Consider the following 21135-nt stretch of genomic DNA (forward strand, 5'->3'; position numbering starts at 1 on the left):
GCAAATCAAGTCCCAACTTCGCACCCTCCGTTCAGGATTTCTCCAAGTCATGAAAATGGCTGCTGTATTGAATCCGCCCATCCGGCATCACCCAAAGCGCTTCCGTGCCGGAAAGGCTCTCGATATAGGTCATCCCCTGCGCCGGCGGCATATTGAACAGAGCGGTCGAAAGCGCGTCCGCAACGCCCGAATCTCTGGTTATAATGGAAACCGATTTATAGTAAGCAGACGGCATCAGTGTTTTTGGGTCGATGATATGATGATAGTTCTTTCCGTTCACTGTGTAATACCGTTCATAAATTCCGCTTGTGACAAGGGACTGTTCCCGGAGCAGCACCGTGGTCAGGGATGTTTTTTCGGACCCGAGATCCGGGTTCTGTATTCCCACGTTCCAAAGCTCGTGATTGATTCCCTTTTCTCCAATGGCCCTTACGTTCCCGCCGATGCTGAGCAGCGCGGAGGTATAACCGGCTTTTTCCGCCAGCTCGGCGACCTGCTCGGTGGCGTAGCCCTTTGCGACCGCGCCCACATCGAGGCTCATTTCGGGATCTTTGAGATAAACGGTCGAGGCTTTTTCATCGATGATCACCTGATTGATATCCGTGTGCTTTGAGGCTTCTTTCAGTTCTTCCATGGGCGGCAGCTGCGCGTGCTCCGGGTCGTTAATCCCGTCCTCCCGGTATTGGTGCCAGAGGCGCAGCACCGCCCCGAACGCCACGTTGCAGGAACCGTTGGTGGCCTCGTCCTCTTTTCTGGCCAGCTGCAAAAGGCCGATAATCCGCTTGTCGACCCTAACGGGTTTCTTCCCCGCGTTGTCGTTGATTGTCTTTAAGTTATTGATTCCCGGGTAATTGTTGTAAATATCATAAAGGTGGTCATATTCCTTTAAATTATTATAAATCAGGTTCGAAAAGTCTGTAAATTCTTCTTTGCTGTCCATATAAGCCACCAGCTCCGACTTCGTATCAAAAAGCTGGAGGAACTGGGCGTCGTACCGGGTTTTTTCGTTTTTTCCACAACCCGACGCAGACAGCGCAAACAGAAGGATCAGGAGAATCGCAGCCGCTTTTTTCACCAATTCCACACCTCAAAAAGATGGAGGCAGAACAAATCTGCCTCCTGAAAAGTTTAAAAGTTTTGAATTATTTCGCGTTCTTCGAAGCCTCTTCGATATTGGCAATGAAATCCGAAACGCCAAATGTGACAGAAGCGGTCAGCTCCTGATCGGTGGGTTCCCCGCTTTCATTCACCTTGATCCCCTTGACTTCGTCCACGGTCTTTCCTTTGACGTACTGCGCGAAGGAAGCGGCCTGCTGATACCATTCCTTGCCGATCTTGGAAGCCTTTTTCATCCCGTAGGATTCTTTCAGAGCATCCTTGGATTCCACTTCCTTGCTCAGGTCGGTTGTGATTTTGCCGGAAACGTCAAAGCTGACGGTCGGCTGAACCGCGTCGTTGACACAGCTTGTGATTTTACCGTCGGAGCCGAACGTCACCGCGCTGATCTGGGAAGAAGCTTCCGCTTTGCCTTCCTGATCCGCCGTTGCGTCCGCACTGCTGGACAGCGACGTCACGATGCCGAGGCCGAGCTTATCGTTCGCTTTCGCGCCAAGGTCCTGCGCGTTTGCGACAGCCTGTTCAATCGCATCGACAAAATCACCGATGGAAATTGTAACGGAAGAAGTCAGTTCCGTTCCGGTCGCGTGGCCCTCCGAATCGACCGCAATGCCTTTGATCTCCTCGACCGTCTTGCCTTTTACATAATCCGCAAATGCCTGTGCCTGTTCGTTCCAGTCCTTTTTGATTTTAGAAACTTTGCCAAGGCCGTAGTCCGCGCCAAGCTCATCTTTAGACTTCACCGCGGCGTCGGTTTTATCAAGAATTTTACCCTGATCGGAAAAATTGATCTTGGACTGAACCGCATCGATCACACATTTGACGATCTTTCCGCTGCCGTCCACCGTTACGGCGACAATGGTGGAATCACCTTCCGCCACGCCTTTTCCATCTTTGACCGCGGTGCTTTTCGCGACAGAAGAAATCACGGCAACGCCTGTTTTGACCGAACCGGCGGCCGTCGCCGAAGACGACGCGGGTGCGGAACTGTTCTGGGCGGAAGAAGCCGAAGAACTGGAGCCGGCGTTTGAACTGCAGCCCGTGAACGCGGTCACCGTAAGCGCTGCAGTCAGCAGGAATGAAATCGATTTTTTCATATTGTCCCTCCAAAAATAGTGTCTGGCCCATCTATTACTTCAAGCCCAGCCTTTTTAAAGCGGGCAGAGTAATCCTTAAAAGCGTGGACGTTGCGGCGCCGGCAATCAAACCGGATATCAGCAGGACGGGAAAATAAGTCCACAGCAGAAGATTGGTATATAAAAGCGATACCGCCGCGATCTGCCCCAGGTTATGCATCACAGCGCCCACAATGCTGATCATTAAATAGGATATTTTTTCTTTGAAAACCGCCATGCAGACAATCATTGCAAGAATAGAGAGAAGGCCTCCGCAAAAGCTTAAAAAAGCCGCGACCGCCCCCCGGGTCAAAAAGACAAACATCGATTTCAGCACCGCAAGGGTCAGGGCATCCTTCTTCTTTAAAAAAAACAGGGAATACATCACAACGATGTTGGAAAGCCCCAGTTTTATTCCCGGAACCGGCATAGGAATCGGAATCTGATATTCGACTACGGTCATTACCATCGCCGCGGCAAAAAGCAGCGCGGTAACAACCATTCTTCTGATGGAACCGGAATCCATCCAGCGATTGGCTTTTTGATCGGTTTGCCGTTTTTCCTGATTCAGCATAATCACACCTAACCAATCACAAGATCCGGGTCGTTTGCATTTCTGCCGTTTTTCGGTACGATTTTCAGAATGATCTGGTTTGGAAGACAGGCCGCGCTTTGACCGACTGTCCGCAGTCTGCCGGCCTTGATGCAGATTTTATCCGGACAGTTGGATTCCTCAAAGCAAATGCTTCCGTCGCTGAACTGATGAAACACCACATTTTTATTCTGCGGAATCGAGAACCTGCGGTCAACCCCTTTTGTAAGATCGACGGTTTCCACCAATTCGGATTTATAATAAATTTGGGCGACGGCCGCCGCGGTACCGTATTCCTGCTGATAAAACAGCCAGCCGCCGGCACAAAGAACCAAAACGGCTAAAAGAATGAAAAAATCCGTCTTTTTGATAAATTTCATATGAAACTCCGCATAAAACCGGCGGCCCCAAAACTAAGTATGCCCCGAAAGAACGCCGTCATCATGAGAACGGCTTATTTCTCCACAGGACCGCATGAAAGGGCTGCAAAAGATGAATGGGACTCCGGCTGCAATCCACGGAAAGCCTTGTCCAAAATGGATTTCAGCCTGTCCTTTTTTTTCTGAGCTGCGTCAAGAGATGCAAGAATTTTCAACGCTTTGTTATAATACTTTTCAGATATCCCGTGAGTATATTTTAAACCACCCTCGCATCGGACGGCGGAATCGATTTCCGAGTGGGTCAGGCAATGTTCCTCCGCTTTTTTCTTACAGGAAGCATCCTGATGAAATGTAAAAATCAACGGAAGAGTTACAACGCCCTGCTCATAATCCGACTGCACAGGCTTTTGGGCCAGCTGTTCGGGCGCTTCAAAATCGATGCAGTCGTCCGTCAGCTGAAAAATCATGCCGGCATACCTGCCGAGTTTTTTGTATTTTTTCAGTTCCTTCTTGGGCTGCCTGCTCACAAGCGCGCCGGCATAGAAAGACGCTTCAAACAAAGCGGCCGTTTTTCCGTCAATGATTCGCAGATACCGGCTCACGGTTAAGTCGAAATTAAAGTGGTTCTGCGTTTCGTACAGTTCCCCAAGACAGACACGCCCCATGTAATCAGGGAACTCAAGGTCCAGATAATCCTTCCGGTCTTCCACAAGCGATACCTGCCTCAGCGCAAGGCAGAATAAGTAGTCGCCGCAGACCACCGCCGTATGTTTCCCATATTTTTTCTGCAGCGTCACCGCCCCGCGGCGAAGGTCGGCTTCGTCGATCACATCGTCATGCACCAGAGTTGCGAGATGAAGAATTTCGACCGCCGCGGCAAGACGAACGGCATCCGGGGGAACAAAGCCTTCTCCGTTATCCGCGCAGGACAGTACGGAGAGCGCCCGAATAAACTTTCCGTGCGAACCGGACAGGTAACGCATGTATTCGCGCACGGAGGACGGTGAGCCGGACATCGCTGTTTCCATTTCCTGCCTGACGCGTTCCGCCGCGCCGTCGATTGGAATCAGTTCCACAGTATCTTGATTAATCATGGTAAATATAGTACTTTCTTGCAAATCCGACGTTTTTCCAATGCTTTTTCAGGTAGGGCATCGCATAGTAATCAAGTCCAAGGGTCCTTCCTCCGCCGATCAGCACCGCGACCGCCGCGAATATCATCCAGAACGTATTCAGGTACAATCCGGTGGTGCAGACAAACATCACTTGTAAAATCAGAGAGAAGCCGGAAGAAAGCGTCGTGAACAGCCCGCCGATCAGCGAAAGGCCGATCAGAATCTCGGCGATTACGATAAAGCCCTGCATAAAGATCTGAACGTTCTGGCTCGGCAGGATCACCTTGTCCACAAACCAGTTCATCAGCGGCACGTCCAGCTTGAACGCCAGGTCGCTAAAAGTCGACTGGGCAAGAGCCTTGCCGCTGACAAAGATCACCTGAAACAGGCCGAGGAAGTTGAAGTTGAGCAAAACCTGACCGACGGCTGACGCGGCCTGCCCCGCGGCATCGCCCGCCTGCACGGTCGCCGAAGAGACGGCGTCCGCCGCCTGTGATGCCAGGTTCATTACCGTCAGAACCGTGCCGTGCGCGGCGGCCGTCGTCGCGCTGCTCGTTGCATCCGGAGACGCCTGCCCGCCGTTCAAAATGGTCTGGTACCAGCTGTCAGCCCCGCCGAAAAAGCCGGAAAGCTGCGCGGAGGTCATCCAGCCCTCCACAACTTTCATGACGCCCTCAAAGAGCCATGCAAGGCCGAGCCAAACGCGAAGCGGAAGCAGAAGGAAGCTGGGTGTTTTATTGGAAAAGTGTCCTCCCAAAAAGCTGCGGTCATGGCGGATGGTAAAGAATTCATGTTTCAAATAGCTGAAAACCTTATTCCAGCCAAGCACCTGAATAAAATAAACCACATTGATGAAATGCTTGACAAACATGGCAAAGAAGGACGGCAGGTTCATTTGGCGGTTCTGCGTGCCGACCCGGGCCACGCCGTAGCGGCCGCCCACACTGACCATCACCCCGTGGAATTTCGGACGGTACGGGATCATTTCCCCTGTTCCCGTCATGGCGCAAACAAGATTGTTCGCCGCAACGCCGGAGCTCTGTTCGCAGTTTTCAACCAGCTGGGGAACAGGAGCCTGTTCCCCTTCCGGAGTATATAAAATATTATCCCCCACAACAAATACGCTGTCGTTGTCGACCGACCGAAGGTAACGGTCCGTTTCAATGCGCCCGCGCCTTGCCGATTTCAGCGTTTTACCGGCTTCCTCGGTAATCTGCGAGCTTTCAATCCCCGCAGTCCAAATCACCGTTCCCGCCGTCGCGCGGGTAACTTTTTCGCCGGTCTTATATTCAATAAAGCCTTCTCCAATGCTTACAACGCCCGTATTCATCATTAGCCCGACATGCATTTTTTGAAGGCGTCTTGCAATTTTATCCGAAAGCTTTTCCGGAAGATTCGGCACCGGGCGCGGCAGAACATCGACATTCCAGACTCTGACCTCGTCGCGGCCAATTTCAAATTTATCGCAGAGAACCGGAATATATTCCGCCAGCTCCCCAACCATTTCCACACCGGAGAAACCGGCGCCAACCACATAAAAAGTTAAAAGCCGGTTTTTCTCCGCCAAGTCGGTTTCGCGCGAAGCCATGCGGAAGCAGTCCTCAATATGATTTTTCAGACGCACCGCGTCATCGTAGGACCACAGCGTGTAAGCGTATTCCGCGGCGCCGTTCACACCGAAGAAAGTGGGTTTTGAGCCTGCCGCAAGCACAAGGAAATCGTAATCATAAGTTTCCACAGAGCCGCGAACCGTTTTTTTCTCAAAATCGATCTCCTGAACGGTATCCAGTTTAACGTCGACTTGTCTTCCGGCAAATACTTTTTTCAGACTGATTTTAATACTGTCTTCATCCACTCTGCCGGCAGCCACCTCGTGCAGCTCCGTGAGCATAGTATGGAATGGGTTCCTATCGATGATGGTGATTGAAACATCATCGAGTTTCTTCAGCTTTTTACCCAGTTTCTTAGCGGTAAGCAATCCCGAATAGCCGGCACCGACAACAACAATTTTTTTCCCCATAACGATCCTCTCTCAGAAAAAAGCGGTAACGAACATAAACAAAAAAGGGTCGGAGCTGCCTGATGAATTTGCTGTCCATATGAGAAAAAATTAACAAGGGAGAGCAGACAACATTCAGAGTACACCAAACAGATAGTAATTATATGATTCATCAAAAAAAAAGTCAAGGCAGAAAGAAAAGAGCGAATTTTACCTGACAAAATGATTTGTCTCAATTCCGCATGATAAAATTTAGATAAGGTTATCGTTCGCATTTGTTGCTGAAAACATTCATAATTTAATAAATTCCCGCCGGCATGCCGTTTCCCGAAAGAAAAGACGGCGGACCGGATTCTGTAAACCACCCGTAAAACCGGCAGTACAGAATCCGGCACCGTCTCAAATGAACTGAAAAAAATTTTTTGAAAACGTCGGCTAAAACACAAACTTGCCGCCCACCATCACTTTCCTGATGGTGAAATCCCGGTTCAGTACAACGAGGTCGGCAGATTTTCCTGTTTTAATACTGCCGATCCGGTCGTCCATCCCGATCGCGGCGGCAGGATTAATCGTCGCGGACTTTATGATCTGTCGGAGCGGCAGTCCGAACCGGACCAGATTCCTGATTTCATCCAAAAGGTTGGTGGTGGAACCCGCGATCGTGCCGTCAGCCAGTCTGGCTCTGCCGTCTTTCACGAAAACCTGCTGTCCGCCCAGGTCATAAAGGCCGTCCGCGAGTCCCGCCGCGCGAAGGGAATCGCTGACAATCACCGTTCTGTCTTCTCCCAGAAGGCGGAACGAAAGCCGCAGCACAGCCGGATGAATATGAAACCCGTCGCAAATGATTTCAGCCTTCACGTCAGAATTGTCGAAGACCGCCCCCACCGCGCCCGGCGTGCGGTGGTTGAGTCCGGTCATGGCATTATACAGATGGGTTACGTGCGTGATTCCCTGTTCAAAAGCGGCTTTGGCCCGGTCATAGTCCGCGTCGGTATGCGCCATAGATACCGTGCACAATTTTGCGGCATGTTCGATAAAGTCATCCGCGTTTTCCTGTTCCGGAGCAATATCGACAAGCTTGATGATGCCGCCGCAGTCCCGGAAAAGCTCCTCGAACTCCCTCCAGTCCGGCGTTCGCACGTAGCTTTCGTCCTGCGCGCCCTTTCTATGCGCGGAAATGTAGGGACCTTCCATATTAACCCCGCACACGCGCGCCCCCTCGACGGGATGTTCCATGCAGTCCCTGACGACGGAAAGCGCGGATCGGATTTGGGTCATCGCAACCGTCATCGTCGTGGGGCAAAATGACGTAACGCCCTTTGTAATCAGATGTTTTGCCATTGTTTCGATCGCCCCGCGAGTGCCGTCGCAGGTGTCGGCGCCCGCACAGCCGTGGATATGAATATCCACAAACCCCGGCGTAACAATGCAGCCGCTCAGATCGACGGTTTCTTCTCCGGAAAGGCAGGGCGCGATTTCAGCGATCCTGTCCTCATGAATGGAAAGATCGGTTTGAACCAGATCGAAATCCTGATTAAACACCTCTGCGTTTTTCAACAACATATGTTTTCTATCCTTTCACCGGCGTCTGCTGTGAACAGCCGACATTGCGTCCTGATCCGCAACCACCGTCACGTCCGGATGAAGCTGAAGAATCGAAGCCGGAATTCCAGGGGTCACCGGGCCAAACAGAGCCTTTTCAAGAATATCGGCCTTATTTGCGCCGCTGACCACCAAAAGGATTTTTTTCGCCTGCATGATCGCCTTGATTCCCATCGTAAGCGCATACCTCGGGACTTCCTCCATGCTCTGGAAAAAGCGGGAATTCGCCTGAATGGTTTCTTCCCTGAGCGCCGCCCGGTGCGTCATTTTGTCAAAGCTCTGGTCCGGCTCGTTAAATCCGATGTGACCGGTTTCCCCGACGCCGAGCAGCTGAAGGTCGATTCCTCCAAGCTCCGCGATATGCCTGTCATATTTTTTGCATTCCGTTTCAAAGTCTTCCGCCATCCCGTTTGGAACCGCCGTGTTTTCCGGTTTTATATTGACATGCCCGAAAAAGTTTTGATTCATATAATAGCGGTAGCTCTGCGGGTTTTCCGGAGAAAGCCCGCAGTACTCATCCAAATTTACACTGTGGATTTCCCCGAAATCGACGTCCCCTTTTTCGTACCAGTCAACCAGCTGACGATAAATGCCCAGCGGAGTCGACCCCGTCGCAAGACCCAGAACACTTCTCGGAAAGAGAATCACCTGAGCCGAAATGATGTTCGCGGCCTTGCGGCTCATCCCCTGATAATCCTTTGCCTCAATTAATTTCATCGTCCGATTTCCTTTCTTTTCCCAATTTTGTAGTCCGATTATCCTTTTTTATCATACCACACAAATGCAAAGCGGTTAAGCTTCTATTGATATGAATTTCGATATTCCAGCGGCGACATTTGAATTGTTTTTTTAAAGATTCTTGAAAAATGCGTGACATCGTTAAAACCCAGCATTTCGGAAATCTCATGGATTTTGAAAGAAGGATCTTTCAGAAGCTCTTTTGCCTTTTCAATCCTCGTATTGTTTAAAAGGCTGCTGAAGCTTTCCCCGGTGTACCGGTTCAGAAGTTTACTGAGATACCATGGACTGACATATGTTTTTTCGGCGAGCACGGTCAGGGTGAGCTTCTCCGCGTAATGCACCCGGATATACTCCACGGCGCTGCGGACGATCAGGTTCCCGGCGGGGCTCTCTTCCGGGCGTTCTTCGCCGATTCCCGCTTCGCGCGGAGAAGCAGTGTTTCCGCTGAGGTTTTTCGTCATAATCCGAAGGGCTTCCTCCAGCTCGTGCATCCTGGAGGGCTTCAGCAAAAAGCGGGTAACACCGAGGTTGATTGCCCTTTTTGCGTATTCAAAATCCCTGTAGCCGGTCAGCACCGTAATCTGCATCCGGGGGAATTCGCTTTTCAGTCCGGCAAGCATGGTAAGGCCGTCCATGTCCGGCATTTTGATATCGGTAAAAAGAATATCCGGGCGGTATTGTCTGACCGCGACCGCGCCCTGCCGCGCGTCCGACGCGGTCGCAACTACCTCGCAGTCAAACGCGGTCCAGTCGACAACCTTTTTCAGGCCCTCCACAATGATCGTTTCATCGTCGATCAAAATCACTTTGTACATCAAGCCGCCTCCGGTACGCAAAAAGATGTTCAGCCCTTGATGGCTCCAACGGTCAGTCCCCTGATAATATTCTTTTGTAAAATGACGTATACGGCCAAAACCGGCACCACGACCAGAACAACGGCCGCCGCCATCAGTCCGTAGTTGACGCCCGCAATCGAGGTGATCTCGCTCAGCAGACGGGTAATGGTAAAGGTATCCTTATACCGCAAAAAGAACATCTGGGTGAACAGGTCGTTATAGGACCATAGGAATGTAAATATAGCAACGGTAACGAAGGAAGGTTTTGCAATGGGAAGAATAATTTTAAAGAATATCTGATAAGTACTGCAGCCTTCCAGGTAAGCCGCCTCCTCCAGGTTGATGGGCAGCGAGCGGATAAATCCGGTCAGAACGATCATGGCAAAGGAAAGATTCCCCGCTATCTGCGGCAGAATCACGCTGAGCTGGGAAAGAAACAGATGGTCGGTGTTGACGATGTGCCAGCCGAACATCATCCGAAACACCGGAATCACCGTTGAAAAAACGGGAAACATCATGCTGGCAATTACCAGAGAATACAAAATGCTCCTGCCATTGAACCGGTAGCGCGCCATTCCGTAGGCTGCGAGTCCCGCCAGCAGAAGAACCGCGACGGTAACCGCAGTGGAAATCACCATGCTGTTCTTATAGGCGCTGAGGATATCCACTCTCTCAAAAGCGGTTTTATAATTATCCAGCGTAAAGCTGTTGCCAAACGGGATGGAAAAGGAATCGGAACGGATGAGTCCTTTCAGCCGGAACGAATTCAAAATCACCCAGAAAAACGGATAAATCGTTGTCAGAGCCCAAAATGAAAGAAGCAAATATAGAAACAGTTTTCCCGGGCCAAACCGCCTGCCCGGACTTTTAAATTTTTCTAAGGAAACAGAATCTGCTGTTTGCATCTGATGACCAATCCTTTCGCTGCGCATAAGGTAATGCGGCAATTCAGAAAAATCTCCGGACGGTATTTCTGTCGAATCATCGCTAATAATCCTTTTCTTTGAATATTTTGTTCGCAGCCTGTGCAATCACTACGCCGAGCACTACAATCACGATGGCGATTGCGGAACCGTAATCCACGTCTCCCATCGTAAAGGTCTGATGATACATATAGGTACCCGTCAGCCAGGACAGGTTCATGGGAATTCCCTCTCCCATCATAACCCAGGGAAGATCGAACACCTTCAGCGCCCCGGTAATTGCCAAAATCAGGCAGGTGCAAAGCACATTGTGCAGCAGGGGCAGCGTGATGTAGCGCACTTGCTGCAGCTTCCCGGCTCCGTCAATCTCGGCGGCCTCGTAAAGCTCTTCGGAAATGTTGTTCAGCCCCGTGACAAGGATGACAAAATAGAAACCGACATACTGCCACATCACGGGCAGCGTCATGGTAAACAGAAAATGGGTTTCGTCCTTCCAGTCTATCACTTCGGTTGAGCCGAGCATTTGAAGCAGCTGGTTGACCATGCCCCCGTCGTAGAGAAAGATCAGATTAAAAAGCAGTCCCAGCGCAGTTGCGGAGATGACAATCGGAAAAAAGTACACGGTGCGGAAGAATTGGGTGCCCGCTCTGATATGGTCGACCATCAGCGCGAGAAGCAGCGCGACGCCGACCTGAAAAATGATCGTCAATACCATCAGCAGCAGCGTATTTTTAACCGCTGTCGCCATCATGGGATCCTGAAACAGCTTTTTATAATTTTCGTACCACGGCTGATTCATCCCCGCCGCAGCGGTGCCAAGGCCGTCAATGCTGCAAAAGCTGTTGTAGACATTCATGACAAATGGATAGTAGAGAAACAGCCCCATAAACAGAAACGCGGGAACCAGAAAAATAACCAACGGCCCTTTCCTTCTGTAAACCATCGAAGTCATACCATCATCGCTTTCTTTAGAAAAACCGGAGAGACGACGCGCACTCTCCGGTTTTTTCTGTAATTTTCGGGAAACGGCCTTGTCTTAACCCTTGATTGCCAAGCTTTGGTCAATGACCTTGCCCGCGTCCTGCTTTCCGGCAACAATATCCTTGATTCCGGCAAACAGCGCGGTGCGGGCGGCCTGATTCAGATTATCCTGCGCGGCGGGCGCGAGCCCCGTTTTCCCGTTGACCATCTGAAGAGCGGACTGAACAAGGGCGTCCGCTCCGTCCGGGGTAGGCATCGGATTCTTGAGCGCGGTCACATTGGTCGCGCCGAATTTTGCGACCACATCGTCCGCAGTCATCGCCTCGACAAACTGAACGCATGCCTTTTGCTTGGCCGGGTCGCTCCATGCCTTTTTGGTAATATAATAGCCCATGGAAATTCCGCCGATGAGATCGGTCGCTTTTCTCTCATTTTCAGCAGGTACGTAGGTAACGGCAAAATCTTTGATGTCTTTCGCGTTCTGCTGGAACCAGCCGATCTTCCAGGAACCGTCGATGGCAAACGCGGCTTTGTCGTCCGCCATCAGCTGAAACGTCTCCGCGTCGGTGGCAGTCAATGTATTTTTCGGGAAATATCCTTTTTCATAAAGGGTTTTCATGTCGTTCATCCCGTCAACCCATGCTTTTCCGCGCTCATCCGTGGAAGATGCGGGAACCTTGGCGTGGGTTGCAATAGTGTCGTGGTTAAAAATCGTGTATTCAAACCAATAATGCGGAACCTCCTGAAGCGAGCATGCGATCGGCGTATATCCCTTCGCCTTGATGGCTTCGCAGTCTTTCAGAAACTGATCCCATGTGTAATTGGAATCCGGAACGGAAACGCCGCAGTCCGAGAGAACCTTTTTGTTAACGTACAATCCTTCCCAGTATCCGTTGACCGGAACGGAATAATTCTTGCCGTCAACCGGGGAAGCGCCCAGAAGCTCGTCTTTCATATTGCCGGCATACTCCGGATACGTTTGGCGGATCTCGTCCACGCCGACAACTTTTCCGCCCTGAACCAGCTTGTTGGAGTCGACGCCGTTGAAGTAAAAGAGAACGTCCGGCTCCGCGCCGGTTTCAAAGTCGGCCATGATTTTTGCTTTCCACTCTTCGTTGGATGTGCCGGAGGCGTCTTTCACCGTATTGCCGGTCGCCTTTTCGTAATCCTTTACCGCGGCTTCATAGTTGCCGCGGTTGCCGTCGTCGCCGCCGTACGAGGTGACAACCGTGATTTCTACCGGCTGAGCGGCCGTGGAGGAAACCTGCGCGGATTGCGCGGAAGCGGCCTGGGACGACACCGCGGGCTGAGAAGAGTTTTGGCAGCCGAACATCGTGCCGCACAGGGATACGGCAAGCACGAGCGCTGCTGCTTTTTTGATTTTCATAATGAAACCTCCCTATTTTTGATAGCGCCAGAACCATTCTTTCGCTTTTTATGATACTCTTCTCCGAATTAAATAATAATAGACAGACTTGTGATTTCTTGCATATTATTGTTTGCTTTGTACATTTGCAATAACAATTCTCGCCAAAGTATGGTTTTTGCTGTTCATAATAATAGTCAGCCCACTGCTGTCCCCAAAAATTATTTTCAATCGCTGGTTTACATTTCGAATTCCAATGTTGCAGGAACTTTCATTTTCAAGGCTGCCGTTCCCGGAAAGAAGCTCTTCGATTTTTGCGCGGTCCTCCTGTGAAAGCGCACTGTCGTTTTCGACTTCCAGAATCAAAGCGTTGTCTTCATAAAAGACCCTGATCTGAATTTCCCCCTTCTGCCGCTGCTGGATTCCATGCTCCACAGCGTTTTCCAGCACCGGCTGGAGAATCAGGCGCGGAACGTATTCGTCTACGGCGGACGGGTCGACCTCCTTTTGCACGGTAAGCCTTTTGCCAAACCGCTCGGAAATAATGTACAGATAAGCGTCCGCGTACATCATCTCCTCAGAAAGATGAACCATAGGTTTCCCTCTGCGGTCTATGGCGGCGTCAAGCATGGTGGACAGCGCTTCGATCATTCTGGAAACCTTTACATTGTCCGCCAGTCTTGCCTCCCAGTTGATGATTTCGAGCGTATTGTTCAGAAAATGCGGATTGATCTGCGACTGCAGCGCCTTGATCCGCGCATCACGCAGCGCAAGCTCTTCTTTATAGATGCGTTCAAACTGGTACTTCAGCTTGTAAGACATGCTGTTGAACGAATTTGCAAGATATTGAAATTCGGAACTGTAAAACCGGTCGTTGATCTGAATGCCAAACTCGCCGTCTTCAATCGCCCGGTTCCGATCCACCAGGCGTTTGACCGGCGCAGTGACATTCCGCGTAAAAAACCAGACAACCATAGCCAGAAGCGGCACGGCGAAAATCAGAATTTCAATCAGCATATTTTTGAATCCGGACAATTCCCTCGCGAGCGGGGCGCTGTTCACGCCAATTACATAGGAAAACCGGTAATCCTGTCCCGGTTTCATTCCAAAAACATACGATCGGTTTCCCGAATTCCTGTAAAAGAGTCCCTTCTGCGCCAGACTGATTCCCAGTGAATCCGGCGCGAGCTCTTCTCCCTTCAAAACAACTTTGGTGGAATTGAGCCAAAGAGAAGCGTCGGTTTCCCACGCCACATTCGCAATGCTGCCAAACATGGTTTTCGGATTTAACTGCATGGTCAGGACCGCGTAGGTTCTGTAATTGTCATCCACAATGTTCCTCACCATATAAACGCTCCCCTGAACGTTCAGAAAGCCGACGTTTGTGCCCAAGGTCCGGGAAAGGTTCCGGACCATGCTGTGAACCTTTTCCTGGTATTTCAACACTCCCGAATAAGTTTCATGGTAGGTGTAATAAACCCGGTCCGGTTTGTCGCAGAAGTATAGCATGGTCAATAAAAAGCTGTCGTCATACTTGTACTGCTTCGAAAGAAATTCCGTAATTTTGTCGTACAGGGCCATGGCGTCCTGTGTTTTTAAATAGTCCCGGTAAGCGCTTTGTACCGAACCGTTGTAAGAGGCATAACGGGACGCCGAAATGGCCGAATCGATCTGATTCAGCGTAATTTTTACGGAATTGTTCGCGGATGCGGTAATGGTATTTGAAATCTGCCGGTCGATTCCTCTGTATATGTAATAACCCGCGGCGCCGCCGAAAATCGCCACGGGCAAAATCCAGCAAGCCATCACGATACCGATCAGTTCCCACTTCAGGGAAAAAGCCCTGCGCCGGTTTGTTTTCTTTCTCATACTTCGCCCCGTTTCTGCGGATGGCCAGGTATTTCCAACTGATTCATTCATTGTAGATTATAACACCCAAGGCAGAAAAAGGACAGCCGATTTTAGCTGTCCTGCCCAAGAGAAAGATAATTTTTCAAAATGTTCCCGACGTTCTCCGCGTCTTCCAGCGTCGGCATTTCACAAAAGACGCGAAGAAGCGGCTCCGTTCCCGAAAACCGGGCGATCACCCAGCCTCCGTTTTTAAAATACACCTTGCAGCCGTCCAGGTAGGAGACCTTTTCGATCAAGAAAGGGAATTCCGGCAGCAGCTTATCCCTTAATAAGATTTTGGTGACACGCTCTTTTTCCTGCTGCCCGAACCGATAATCGGATTCGATCATCTCGCAGGTTCCGTACCGGTCGGTAATCTCCCGATAGATATCCGAGAGTTTCCGGCCCGTGACGGCAATCATTTCGACCAGCAGGGACGCCGCGTAAATACCGTCCTTCCCCTGAATATGCCCCCGAACGGTAAGCCCGCCGGACGACTCGCCGCCGATAATCGCATTCGTTTCCGCCATTTTGGCGGAAACATATTTAAAGCCGACGGGAACTTCATAGCAGACTTCGCGGAAATCCTCCGCGATCCGGTCCACCATATGGGTTGTCGCAAGGTTGCGAACCGCCGCGCCGTGCCATCCCTTGTATTTCATCAGATAGTAGTAGAGCAGCACAAGAATTTTGTTGGGATGCAGGAAATTCCCCTGATCGTCTATCACGCCGAGCCTGTCGGCGTCGCCGTCGGTCGCGATTCCCAGGTCGCAGTGTTTTTCCTTTACATAACTGATTAATCCCGTCAGCGTCTTGTCGTTCGGTGCGGGAAGCCTCCCGCCAAACAGCGCGTCATGCCGCTCATGAATGACATCCACATCGCACCGGGCGGTCATCAGAATCATTTGAAGAGCCGTCCTGCTGACGCCGTACATCGGGTCAAGCACTACCTTGAGTCCCGCACTGCGGATGGCCCCCATGTTGACGGACCGGATGATGCTGTCGATGTACTGATTCATTGGGTCAATGAGCTGAATCGCTCCGTTTGCCAGACCCTCTTCAAACGGTACTGTTTTAATTTCAGACTCATCGGTATTCAGAACATACCGTTCCAGCTCGCTCGTCAGCAGCTCGTCCGCGTCCCGGCCGCCTTCCATAAACACCTTGATTCCGTTGTAAACGGCCGGATTGTGGCTGGCGGTAATCGTCATCCCGTAAGGAAGCCCCTCCTGCTGCACGGTAAACATGACAAGCGGAGTCGGCGATTCCCGGTGAATCACGCGGCAGGGAATGCCCCGCCCCGCCATGGCCTCCGCCGCCCAGCGTGCCGCCGTGTCGGAGAGAAAACGCCGGTCGTATCCGATCACAAAGCCTTTTTCGGTTTTCTCCTCATCCGTCATCTTTTTCGCGATGGCGGTTGTCAAAAGCTGAACGTTTGATTTCGTAAAATCCTCGCCGATGACCGCACGCCAGCCGCCAGTGCCAAACTTAATCATATCTACCCCCGCGATTCTTCGCGCGCAAGGCCCCCCCACGCGCGGCAGTTTTATTTTTTAGCCCAGCACGGCAAGAACCTTATGCCGAGAGCCGGCCTGCTGTGCAGGTATGCCGTCCGCGACGGCGCTGCCGTCAAGCTCCAGTCTTTTGACCCCTTTGCAGACATGATCCGGATTTTCTACATGAATCTCATAAACGGCGCCGCGCCAAGCGCGCACAACATCGAACTCCGCCCAATCTTTCGGAATACAGGGATCAATCGTGAGGCGGTCAAAATCGGGCCGCACGCCAAGCAGATAATGCGTGGCGGCATAATAGGCCAACCCCGCGGACCCGGTCATAAAGGGATGCCTGGCCCGGCCGAACGCCGGATGGTCCTTCCCCATGACAAACTGGCAGTAGGAATACGGTTCGGACTGTCTGATTTCGATTTTCTCATTCTGATCATACGGCAGAAGGGCATTGTAGAATTTCATTGCCCGATCTCCCCGGCCAAGTCTCGCTTCCGCGCACCAGGCCCATGGATTCGGATGGCTGAAAATCGATCCGTTTTCCTTAACGCCCGGATAAACCCGCGTCACAAACCCGATTTCGTCGTCCGGTTTTGTGTAGGACGGCGCGTTCAGCATCAACCCGTAAGGGGTGTAAAGATATCTGTCAACCGAATCCATGGCCAGCATACCGCGCTCCCCGTCGGCAACGCCGGAGAAAACCGCCCAGGCGTTGGATTCCAGATGAACCTTCCCCTCCCGGTCGGAACAGGTGCCGATTTTCCTGCCGCTTTCCGTGATGCCGCGGATGTACCATTTTCCGTCCCACAGATGATCGTTGCAGGCATCCTTCACCGCCTTCGCCATAACGGCGTATGTTTCCGCTTCCTGTGTTTTTCCTACAAAACGGGAAAGCTGAATAAACCCGTCGAGCGCCCAGAAATGCAGGAACGAGACCATGGCGCTTTCCCCTCCGCCAAGGTTCAAGCAGTCGTTCCAGTCCGCCCGAAGCCCTTTGCAAATTCCGTCCGGCCCAATTTCACGGCCGGAAAAATCAAGGATGCGCTTCATATGCTCATAGACGGTTCCGTCCCCGCCGTCGGCATAACTCACCGTTTCATTCAGCAGAGAAACCTCGCCGGTTTCCTTAATGTATTCAACGATCGACCCAACCAGCCAGAGCGCGTCGTCGGAGCAGGCGTCCTTGATTCCGTGGACGATCTCGGACCGGTCCGGCGTTGGAATCACGGTTGGTGATTGAAAGCTCTGCCGTTCTCCCTTCCGCTCCGGGTCAAACCATTCCGGCTGGAACAGATGAAGCCCGTAACCCTCGGACGTAAGCCCCCTCAGCAGCTGCATCAGGCGCTGCCTGCACTTTTGAGGGTTCGAGTGCGGAACCGCCATGGCGTCCTGCGAGGTATCCCGGAACCCAAGGCCGGTTCTGCCGCCTACCTCGATGAAAGAGGCAAAGCGCGAGAACATGATATTAACTTCCGCCTGATACAGATTCCAGATATTCAGAGAGGTATCCATTCCTGGATTCGGCGTTTGAACCTGAAAACGAGTCAGCTTGTCGTCCCAGAATTTCGCAAGGTCGGCAAACGCACGGTCGATATTTTCCGGGTTTGCATATTTTTTTCGGTACGGCGCGGCAGCCGCCCGTCTGCCCTCCCCCAGAAAAAAGGCAACGCGTGTTTTTTCTCCGGGCGAAAGCGTCAGCTTTTTCTGAAGAACGGCGCAGTGGTTGCCCGTTGTTCCGCAGCTGCCGAAGCATTCCCCGCGCTCCACCGCCTGCGGATTTCGCTCATCGCGGTAACTGCCGAGGAATCTGTCTCTCAAACAGTCAAAGCCGTCGGGCTCAAAGCTGGAGGCAAACCACTGATAGCCTTGTTCCTCATAATGGAGATCATATTCGATCACGCCGTCCTCATAATCGGAACCCGCGGCATACAGACTCATCTGAAAATTCTGGTTATCCATGTCGATCTGATGAAATGAAAATTCCAGATAGGAAAACACGCTGAGTCTTCTTGGCCGTTCCGAGTCATTTTCCAGAACGACATCCCAGATTTCGACCGGTTCATTCAGAGGAATCAGAATCGTTTGGCTGGCTCTGATTTCCCGATAATCGCAAAGAAATATGGAATAGGACAGTCCGTGCCTGCAGGTATAGTTCGCACGGTTCAAATCCACGCCCACCGGCTGCCAGGAAATGCTCCAGTATTCCCCCGTGTCGTCGTCGCGCAGATAAACGCAGTGGCCCGGGCTTTCCATCGGAGCATTCGGGCGAAAGCGCGTAATCCTGTGATATTGAGGCGATTGATAGAAGGAATACCCGCCCGCCGTCTGGTTCAACACGGCGCACATGTCGTTGACGCCGATATAATTTGTCCAGGAAACCGGCGTATCGACACGGTCGACGATATATTCCCTGTTTTGGTTGTCAAAATATCCGTACCGCATGAACATTCTCCTTCCGGACGGTTCTGACCCCATTATAAGACTCCCGGAAAACGGAATGAATAGCAGATGTTGCGATTAATTGCATATTTTTGTGTAGCTTTTTAGAATAACGCGCGGCGGAAGCTTCACGTCTGTTTTGTCCGACAAAAATAGCTGCCCTGAAAATTTCCAGGCAGCCTACAATGGCACAGTGAATGAAGCCTACCTCAAAGAGGTGAGCTTGATTTATGTTTGGCCCCGCCGGACGCTCCTTTCGTTCAGGTCTTCGTTCAGGTCAAAGAAATCATGTTTCGCAATTCTGTATTGCTACAGAAACCGAATCAGTTCCGCCTGCATCAAATTTTCTCTTTTATTTATTGATACTGTCACGTTCAACGATCTCCACGTCCAGAAGAATGTTTTCCCGCGGTTCGTCCCGGTGGCTCATTCTCCAGATCAGCCGCTGCACGGATACCTGTCCCATAAATTCCTTGTGAACGTTCACGGTAGTCAGTCTGGGGGAAATCGCATTGGACAACGCCGTATTGTCGAAACCGACGACCGCAATATCCTCCGGGATACAGTACCCCAGCCGCCGCAACGCGAGAATCAACTGACCCGCGGCATCGTCGTTGGAACAGACAAATGCTTGCGGCAGCCGCCGGATACTTTTCACTTGACTCACTATTTTGCCAACATCATGCTCAATGACAGATTGCTCGACATCCTCAAGGACAGAATATGCCAGCACATATCTGCTGACATCGGGATAGCCAAAAACAGATGGCAGTCTGTGGATCGCCTCCTGATACCCGAAAAAGCGTTCTTTGATGCTCATGGAGTAATTTAAGTCGCCGAAAAATCCGATTTTCCGATAACCGCTGTCGATCAGCAAACGGGTTACACGGTAGCTGCCCAGCTTATTATTGGAAAGGATACAGTCGATCGATTCCGCCATGGAATTGTGGTCGACAACAACAATCGGCAGGCCTTGTTTCTTTAATTCAGTCAAATACTCGTCGCTGATCTGTCCAATCGAGATCAGTCCGCAGGCACGGCCTTCCTTTACACAATCCGGCACGCTGATCAGCTCGTCCGTAAAATTAATCAGGATTTCGTAACCGTTTCTTTTTGCCTCCGCTTCAACCCCTAAAAGTACCTTGGAATAAAAATCCGAATTTCTGAAATACTGCGTCTTAATTAAAATACAGATGTTTTTGTTTGCCAGAGCCTTTTTGTATCGTGTCTTCTCTGAAAAGTACCCTAGTTCTTCCGCCTTATTAATAATCAAATTTCTTGTCTCTTTGCCCACCCCCGTTTTGTCGTTTAGCGCTAAAGATACCGCGTTAACCGACAGGTTCAATTCCTTTGCAATGTCTTTCATGGTAATCCGCTGTTTCAATTTGAATCACTCATTTCAAATCGTCATAACTTTAAAGACCGGTAAATTTCCTCCAAAGTGAAATCAACTCGGCATATTTTGTCGTCCGCCGCCCCATAGTACAGTACAATTTTATTACTATTTTGATAACAGCCGCAGGTAAAAACAGCATCGCCAAAGAAGCCGCTTGTTTCATAACCGATTTCCGGCTCAAAAACTGGATTTTCCGTTCGGGCCAGAATTTTTTCCGGATGATTTGCTTCAAGCAGCATGGCGCCGATACAATAACGATTATTTTCATCGGCCGCATGGTAAAACTCAATCCAGCCCTTTTCCGTGCGGAACGGAACCGCCCCGCCGCCGATTCGCCCGCTTTCCCATCTGTTTCCGGATACGCTGCAAAAATGCCGCTGATTTCCCCAGTGAATCATGTCCGGGGATTCGCAAATCCACATTTCCGGTGTGCCGAACGCCTCGCTGACCGGACGGTTCAGCGCATAAAACAAGTCTCCGAATTTTTCTGGAAAAATGACAACATCTTTATTTTCAGGCGCAAAAATGACTCCGCAGTGCTTAAAATCAACAAAATTTTTCGTGCTCAACAGGGCGGTGGCGGGCCCCTGCGGGCTGACTGCCGTATAGTTTATGTAATAAGTGTCTCCTACCCGGGTAACCCTCGGGTCCTCCATCCCCCAGCTCTCTTCTTTTAATACCGGCTGAACCATCGGGGAGTCGCTTACCGTAAAATTGATTCCGTCTCTGGAACGCGCCAGACGCAGATGGGAAAAGGACGTCAGATAGACTGTTTTTATCCCATGCGGTGTTTTTTGCCTGACTGATCGTGAATCGGAAAAATCCCATTCCGGGTGCTCAGCCTTCACCACCTCCACAACATTCATCGCCATATTGGAACCGTTTTGAACCATGATTGGAATTTTTACACTTTGGCTGGTAAAGCCTGCCGATTCGGAAACCCGGCAAACCAATAGTATTTCATCCTGATACCGGCAGACACCGCAGTTAAAGATTCCCTCCACACGGAGGCCCTCCCTGCTTGGTTTAACATCTTCGATCGTGATTAGCGGATTTCTGATACATCTTTTCATGAAGCAATCTCCAATATATGTAATATGATGCCGAGGTACACCCGTGCCTGCCCAGACGGCGCG

At 51.0% G+C, this 21135-nt stretch carries 17 protein-coding genes; all 17 read right to left on the reverse strand.

Going from position 1 to position 21135, the window contains the following annotated elements:
• Positions 1-31: 31 nt before the first annotated feature.
• On the reverse strand, positions 32-1075 hold the full coding sequence (locus tag HCR03_RS05660) for an FAD:protein FMN transferase (protein WP_330601125.1): 1044 nt from the start codon (positions 1073-1075) through the stop codon (positions 32-34).
• A gap of 67 nt (positions 1076-1142) precedes the next feature.
• On the reverse strand, positions 1143-2213 hold the full coding sequence (locus tag HCR03_RS05665) for a hypothetical protein (protein WP_187037059.1): 1071 nt from the start codon (positions 2211-2213) through the stop codon (positions 1143-1145).
• 34 nt (positions 2214-2247) lie between these two features.
• Positions 2248-2805 carry a Gx transporter family protein gene (locus tag HCR03_RS05670; protein WP_228725116.1) on the reverse strand — a complete coding sequence of 186 codons (558 nt, stop codon included), beginning with the start codon at positions 2803-2805 and terminating at the stop codon, positions 2248-2250.
• Positions 2806-2813: 8 nt separating this feature from the next.
• Positions 2814-3203: a NusG domain II-containing protein gene (locus HCR03_RS05675; protein WP_066648133.1), complete on the reverse strand. Its 390-nt coding sequence runs from the start codon at positions 3201-3203 to the stop codon at positions 2814-2816.
• Between the two features lie 74 nt (positions 3204-3277).
• Positions 3278-4297: a polyprenyl synthetase family protein gene (locus tag HCR03_RS05680; RefSeq protein WP_187037061.1), complete on the reverse strand. Its 1020-nt coding sequence runs from the start codon at positions 4295-4297 to the stop codon at positions 3278-3280.
• Positions 4290-6338, reverse strand: a complete 2049-nt coding sequence (locus HCR03_RS05685; protein WP_156990867.1) for an NAD(P)/FAD-dependent oxidoreductase — start codon at positions 6336-6338, stop codon at positions 4290-4292. Before HCR03_RS05685 ends, HCR03_RS05680 begins: the two co-directional genes overlap by 8 nt.
• 414 nt (positions 6339-6752) lie before the next feature.
• Positions 6753-7880: an N-acetylglucosamine-6-phosphate deacetylase gene (nagA, locus tag HCR03_RS05690; RefSeq protein ID WP_066648153.1), complete on the reverse strand. Its 1128-nt coding sequence runs from the start codon at positions 7878-7880 to the stop codon at positions 6753-6755.
• 15 nt (positions 7881-7895) lie between these two features.
• Positions 7896-8636 carry a glucosamine-6-phosphate deaminase gene (nagB, locus tag HCR03_RS05695; protein ID WP_066648156.1) on the reverse strand — a complete coding sequence of 247 codons (741 nt, stop codon included), beginning with the start codon at positions 8634-8636 and terminating at the stop codon, positions 7896-7898.
• Positions 8637-8719: 83 nt separating this feature from the next.
• Positions 8720-9475 carry a response regulator transcription factor gene (locus tag HCR03_RS05700; protein ID WP_066648159.1) on the reverse strand — a complete coding sequence of 252 codons (756 nt, stop codon included), beginning with the start codon at positions 9473-9475 and terminating at the stop codon, positions 8720-8722.
• 29 nt (positions 9476-9504) lie between these two features.
• Positions 9505-10320, reverse strand: a complete 816-nt coding sequence (locus tag HCR03_RS05705) for a carbohydrate ABC transporter permease (protein WP_228725117.1) — start codon at positions 10318-10320, stop codon at positions 9505-9507.
• 163 nt (positions 10321-10483) lie between these two features.
• Positions 10484-11338, reverse strand: coding sequence for a carbohydrate ABC transporter permease (locus tag HCR03_RS05710; RefSeq protein WP_407926838.1), 855 nt, complete (start codon positions 11336-11338; stop codon positions 10484-10486).
• A gap of 117 nt (positions 11339-11455) precedes the next feature.
• On the reverse strand, positions 11456-12787 hold the full coding sequence (locus HCR03_RS05715; protein WP_187037065.1) for an ABC transporter substrate-binding protein: 1332 nt from the start codon (positions 12785-12787) through the stop codon (positions 11456-11458).
• 105 nt (positions 12788-12892) lie between these two features.
• Positions 12893-14635, reverse strand: coding sequence for a sensor histidine kinase (locus HCR03_RS05720; RefSeq protein ID WP_187037067.1), 1743 nt, complete (start codon positions 14633-14635; stop codon positions 12893-12895).
• A gap of 92 nt (positions 14636-14727) precedes the next feature.
• Positions 14728-16152: a phosphoglucomutase/phosphomannomutase family protein gene (locus HCR03_RS05725; protein WP_187037069.1), complete on the reverse strand. Its 1425-nt coding sequence runs from the start codon at positions 16150-16152 to the stop codon at positions 14728-14730.
• Between the two features lie 57 nt (positions 16153-16209).
• Complete coding sequence (locus tag HCR03_RS05730; protein ID WP_187037071.1) at positions 16210-18606, reverse strand: GH36-type glycosyl hydrolase domain-containing protein; 2397 nt, start codon at positions 18604-18606, stop codon at positions 16210-16212.
• A gap of 349 nt (positions 18607-18955) precedes the next feature.
• Positions 18956-19987: a LacI family DNA-binding transcriptional regulator gene (locus HCR03_RS05735; RefSeq protein WP_228725118.1), complete on the reverse strand. Its 1032-nt coding sequence runs from the start codon at positions 19985-19987 to the stop codon at positions 18956-18958.
• 23 nt (positions 19988-20010) lie between these two features.
• The gene (locus tag HCR03_RS05740; protein ID WP_066648172.1) at positions 20011-21072 is read right to left on the reverse strand and encodes a glycoside hydrolase family 130 protein; all 1062 of its coding nucleotides are present in this window, start codon (positions 21070-21072) and stop codon (positions 20011-20013) included.
• Between the last annotated feature and the right edge of the window lie 63 nt (positions 21073-21135).

It is taken from the genome of Caproicibacter fermentans (assembly GCF_014303955.1).
In the GTDB taxonomy this organism is placed as follows: domain Bacteria; phylum Bacillota; class Clostridia; order Oscillospirales; family Acutalibacteraceae; genus Caproicibacter; species Caproicibacter fermentans.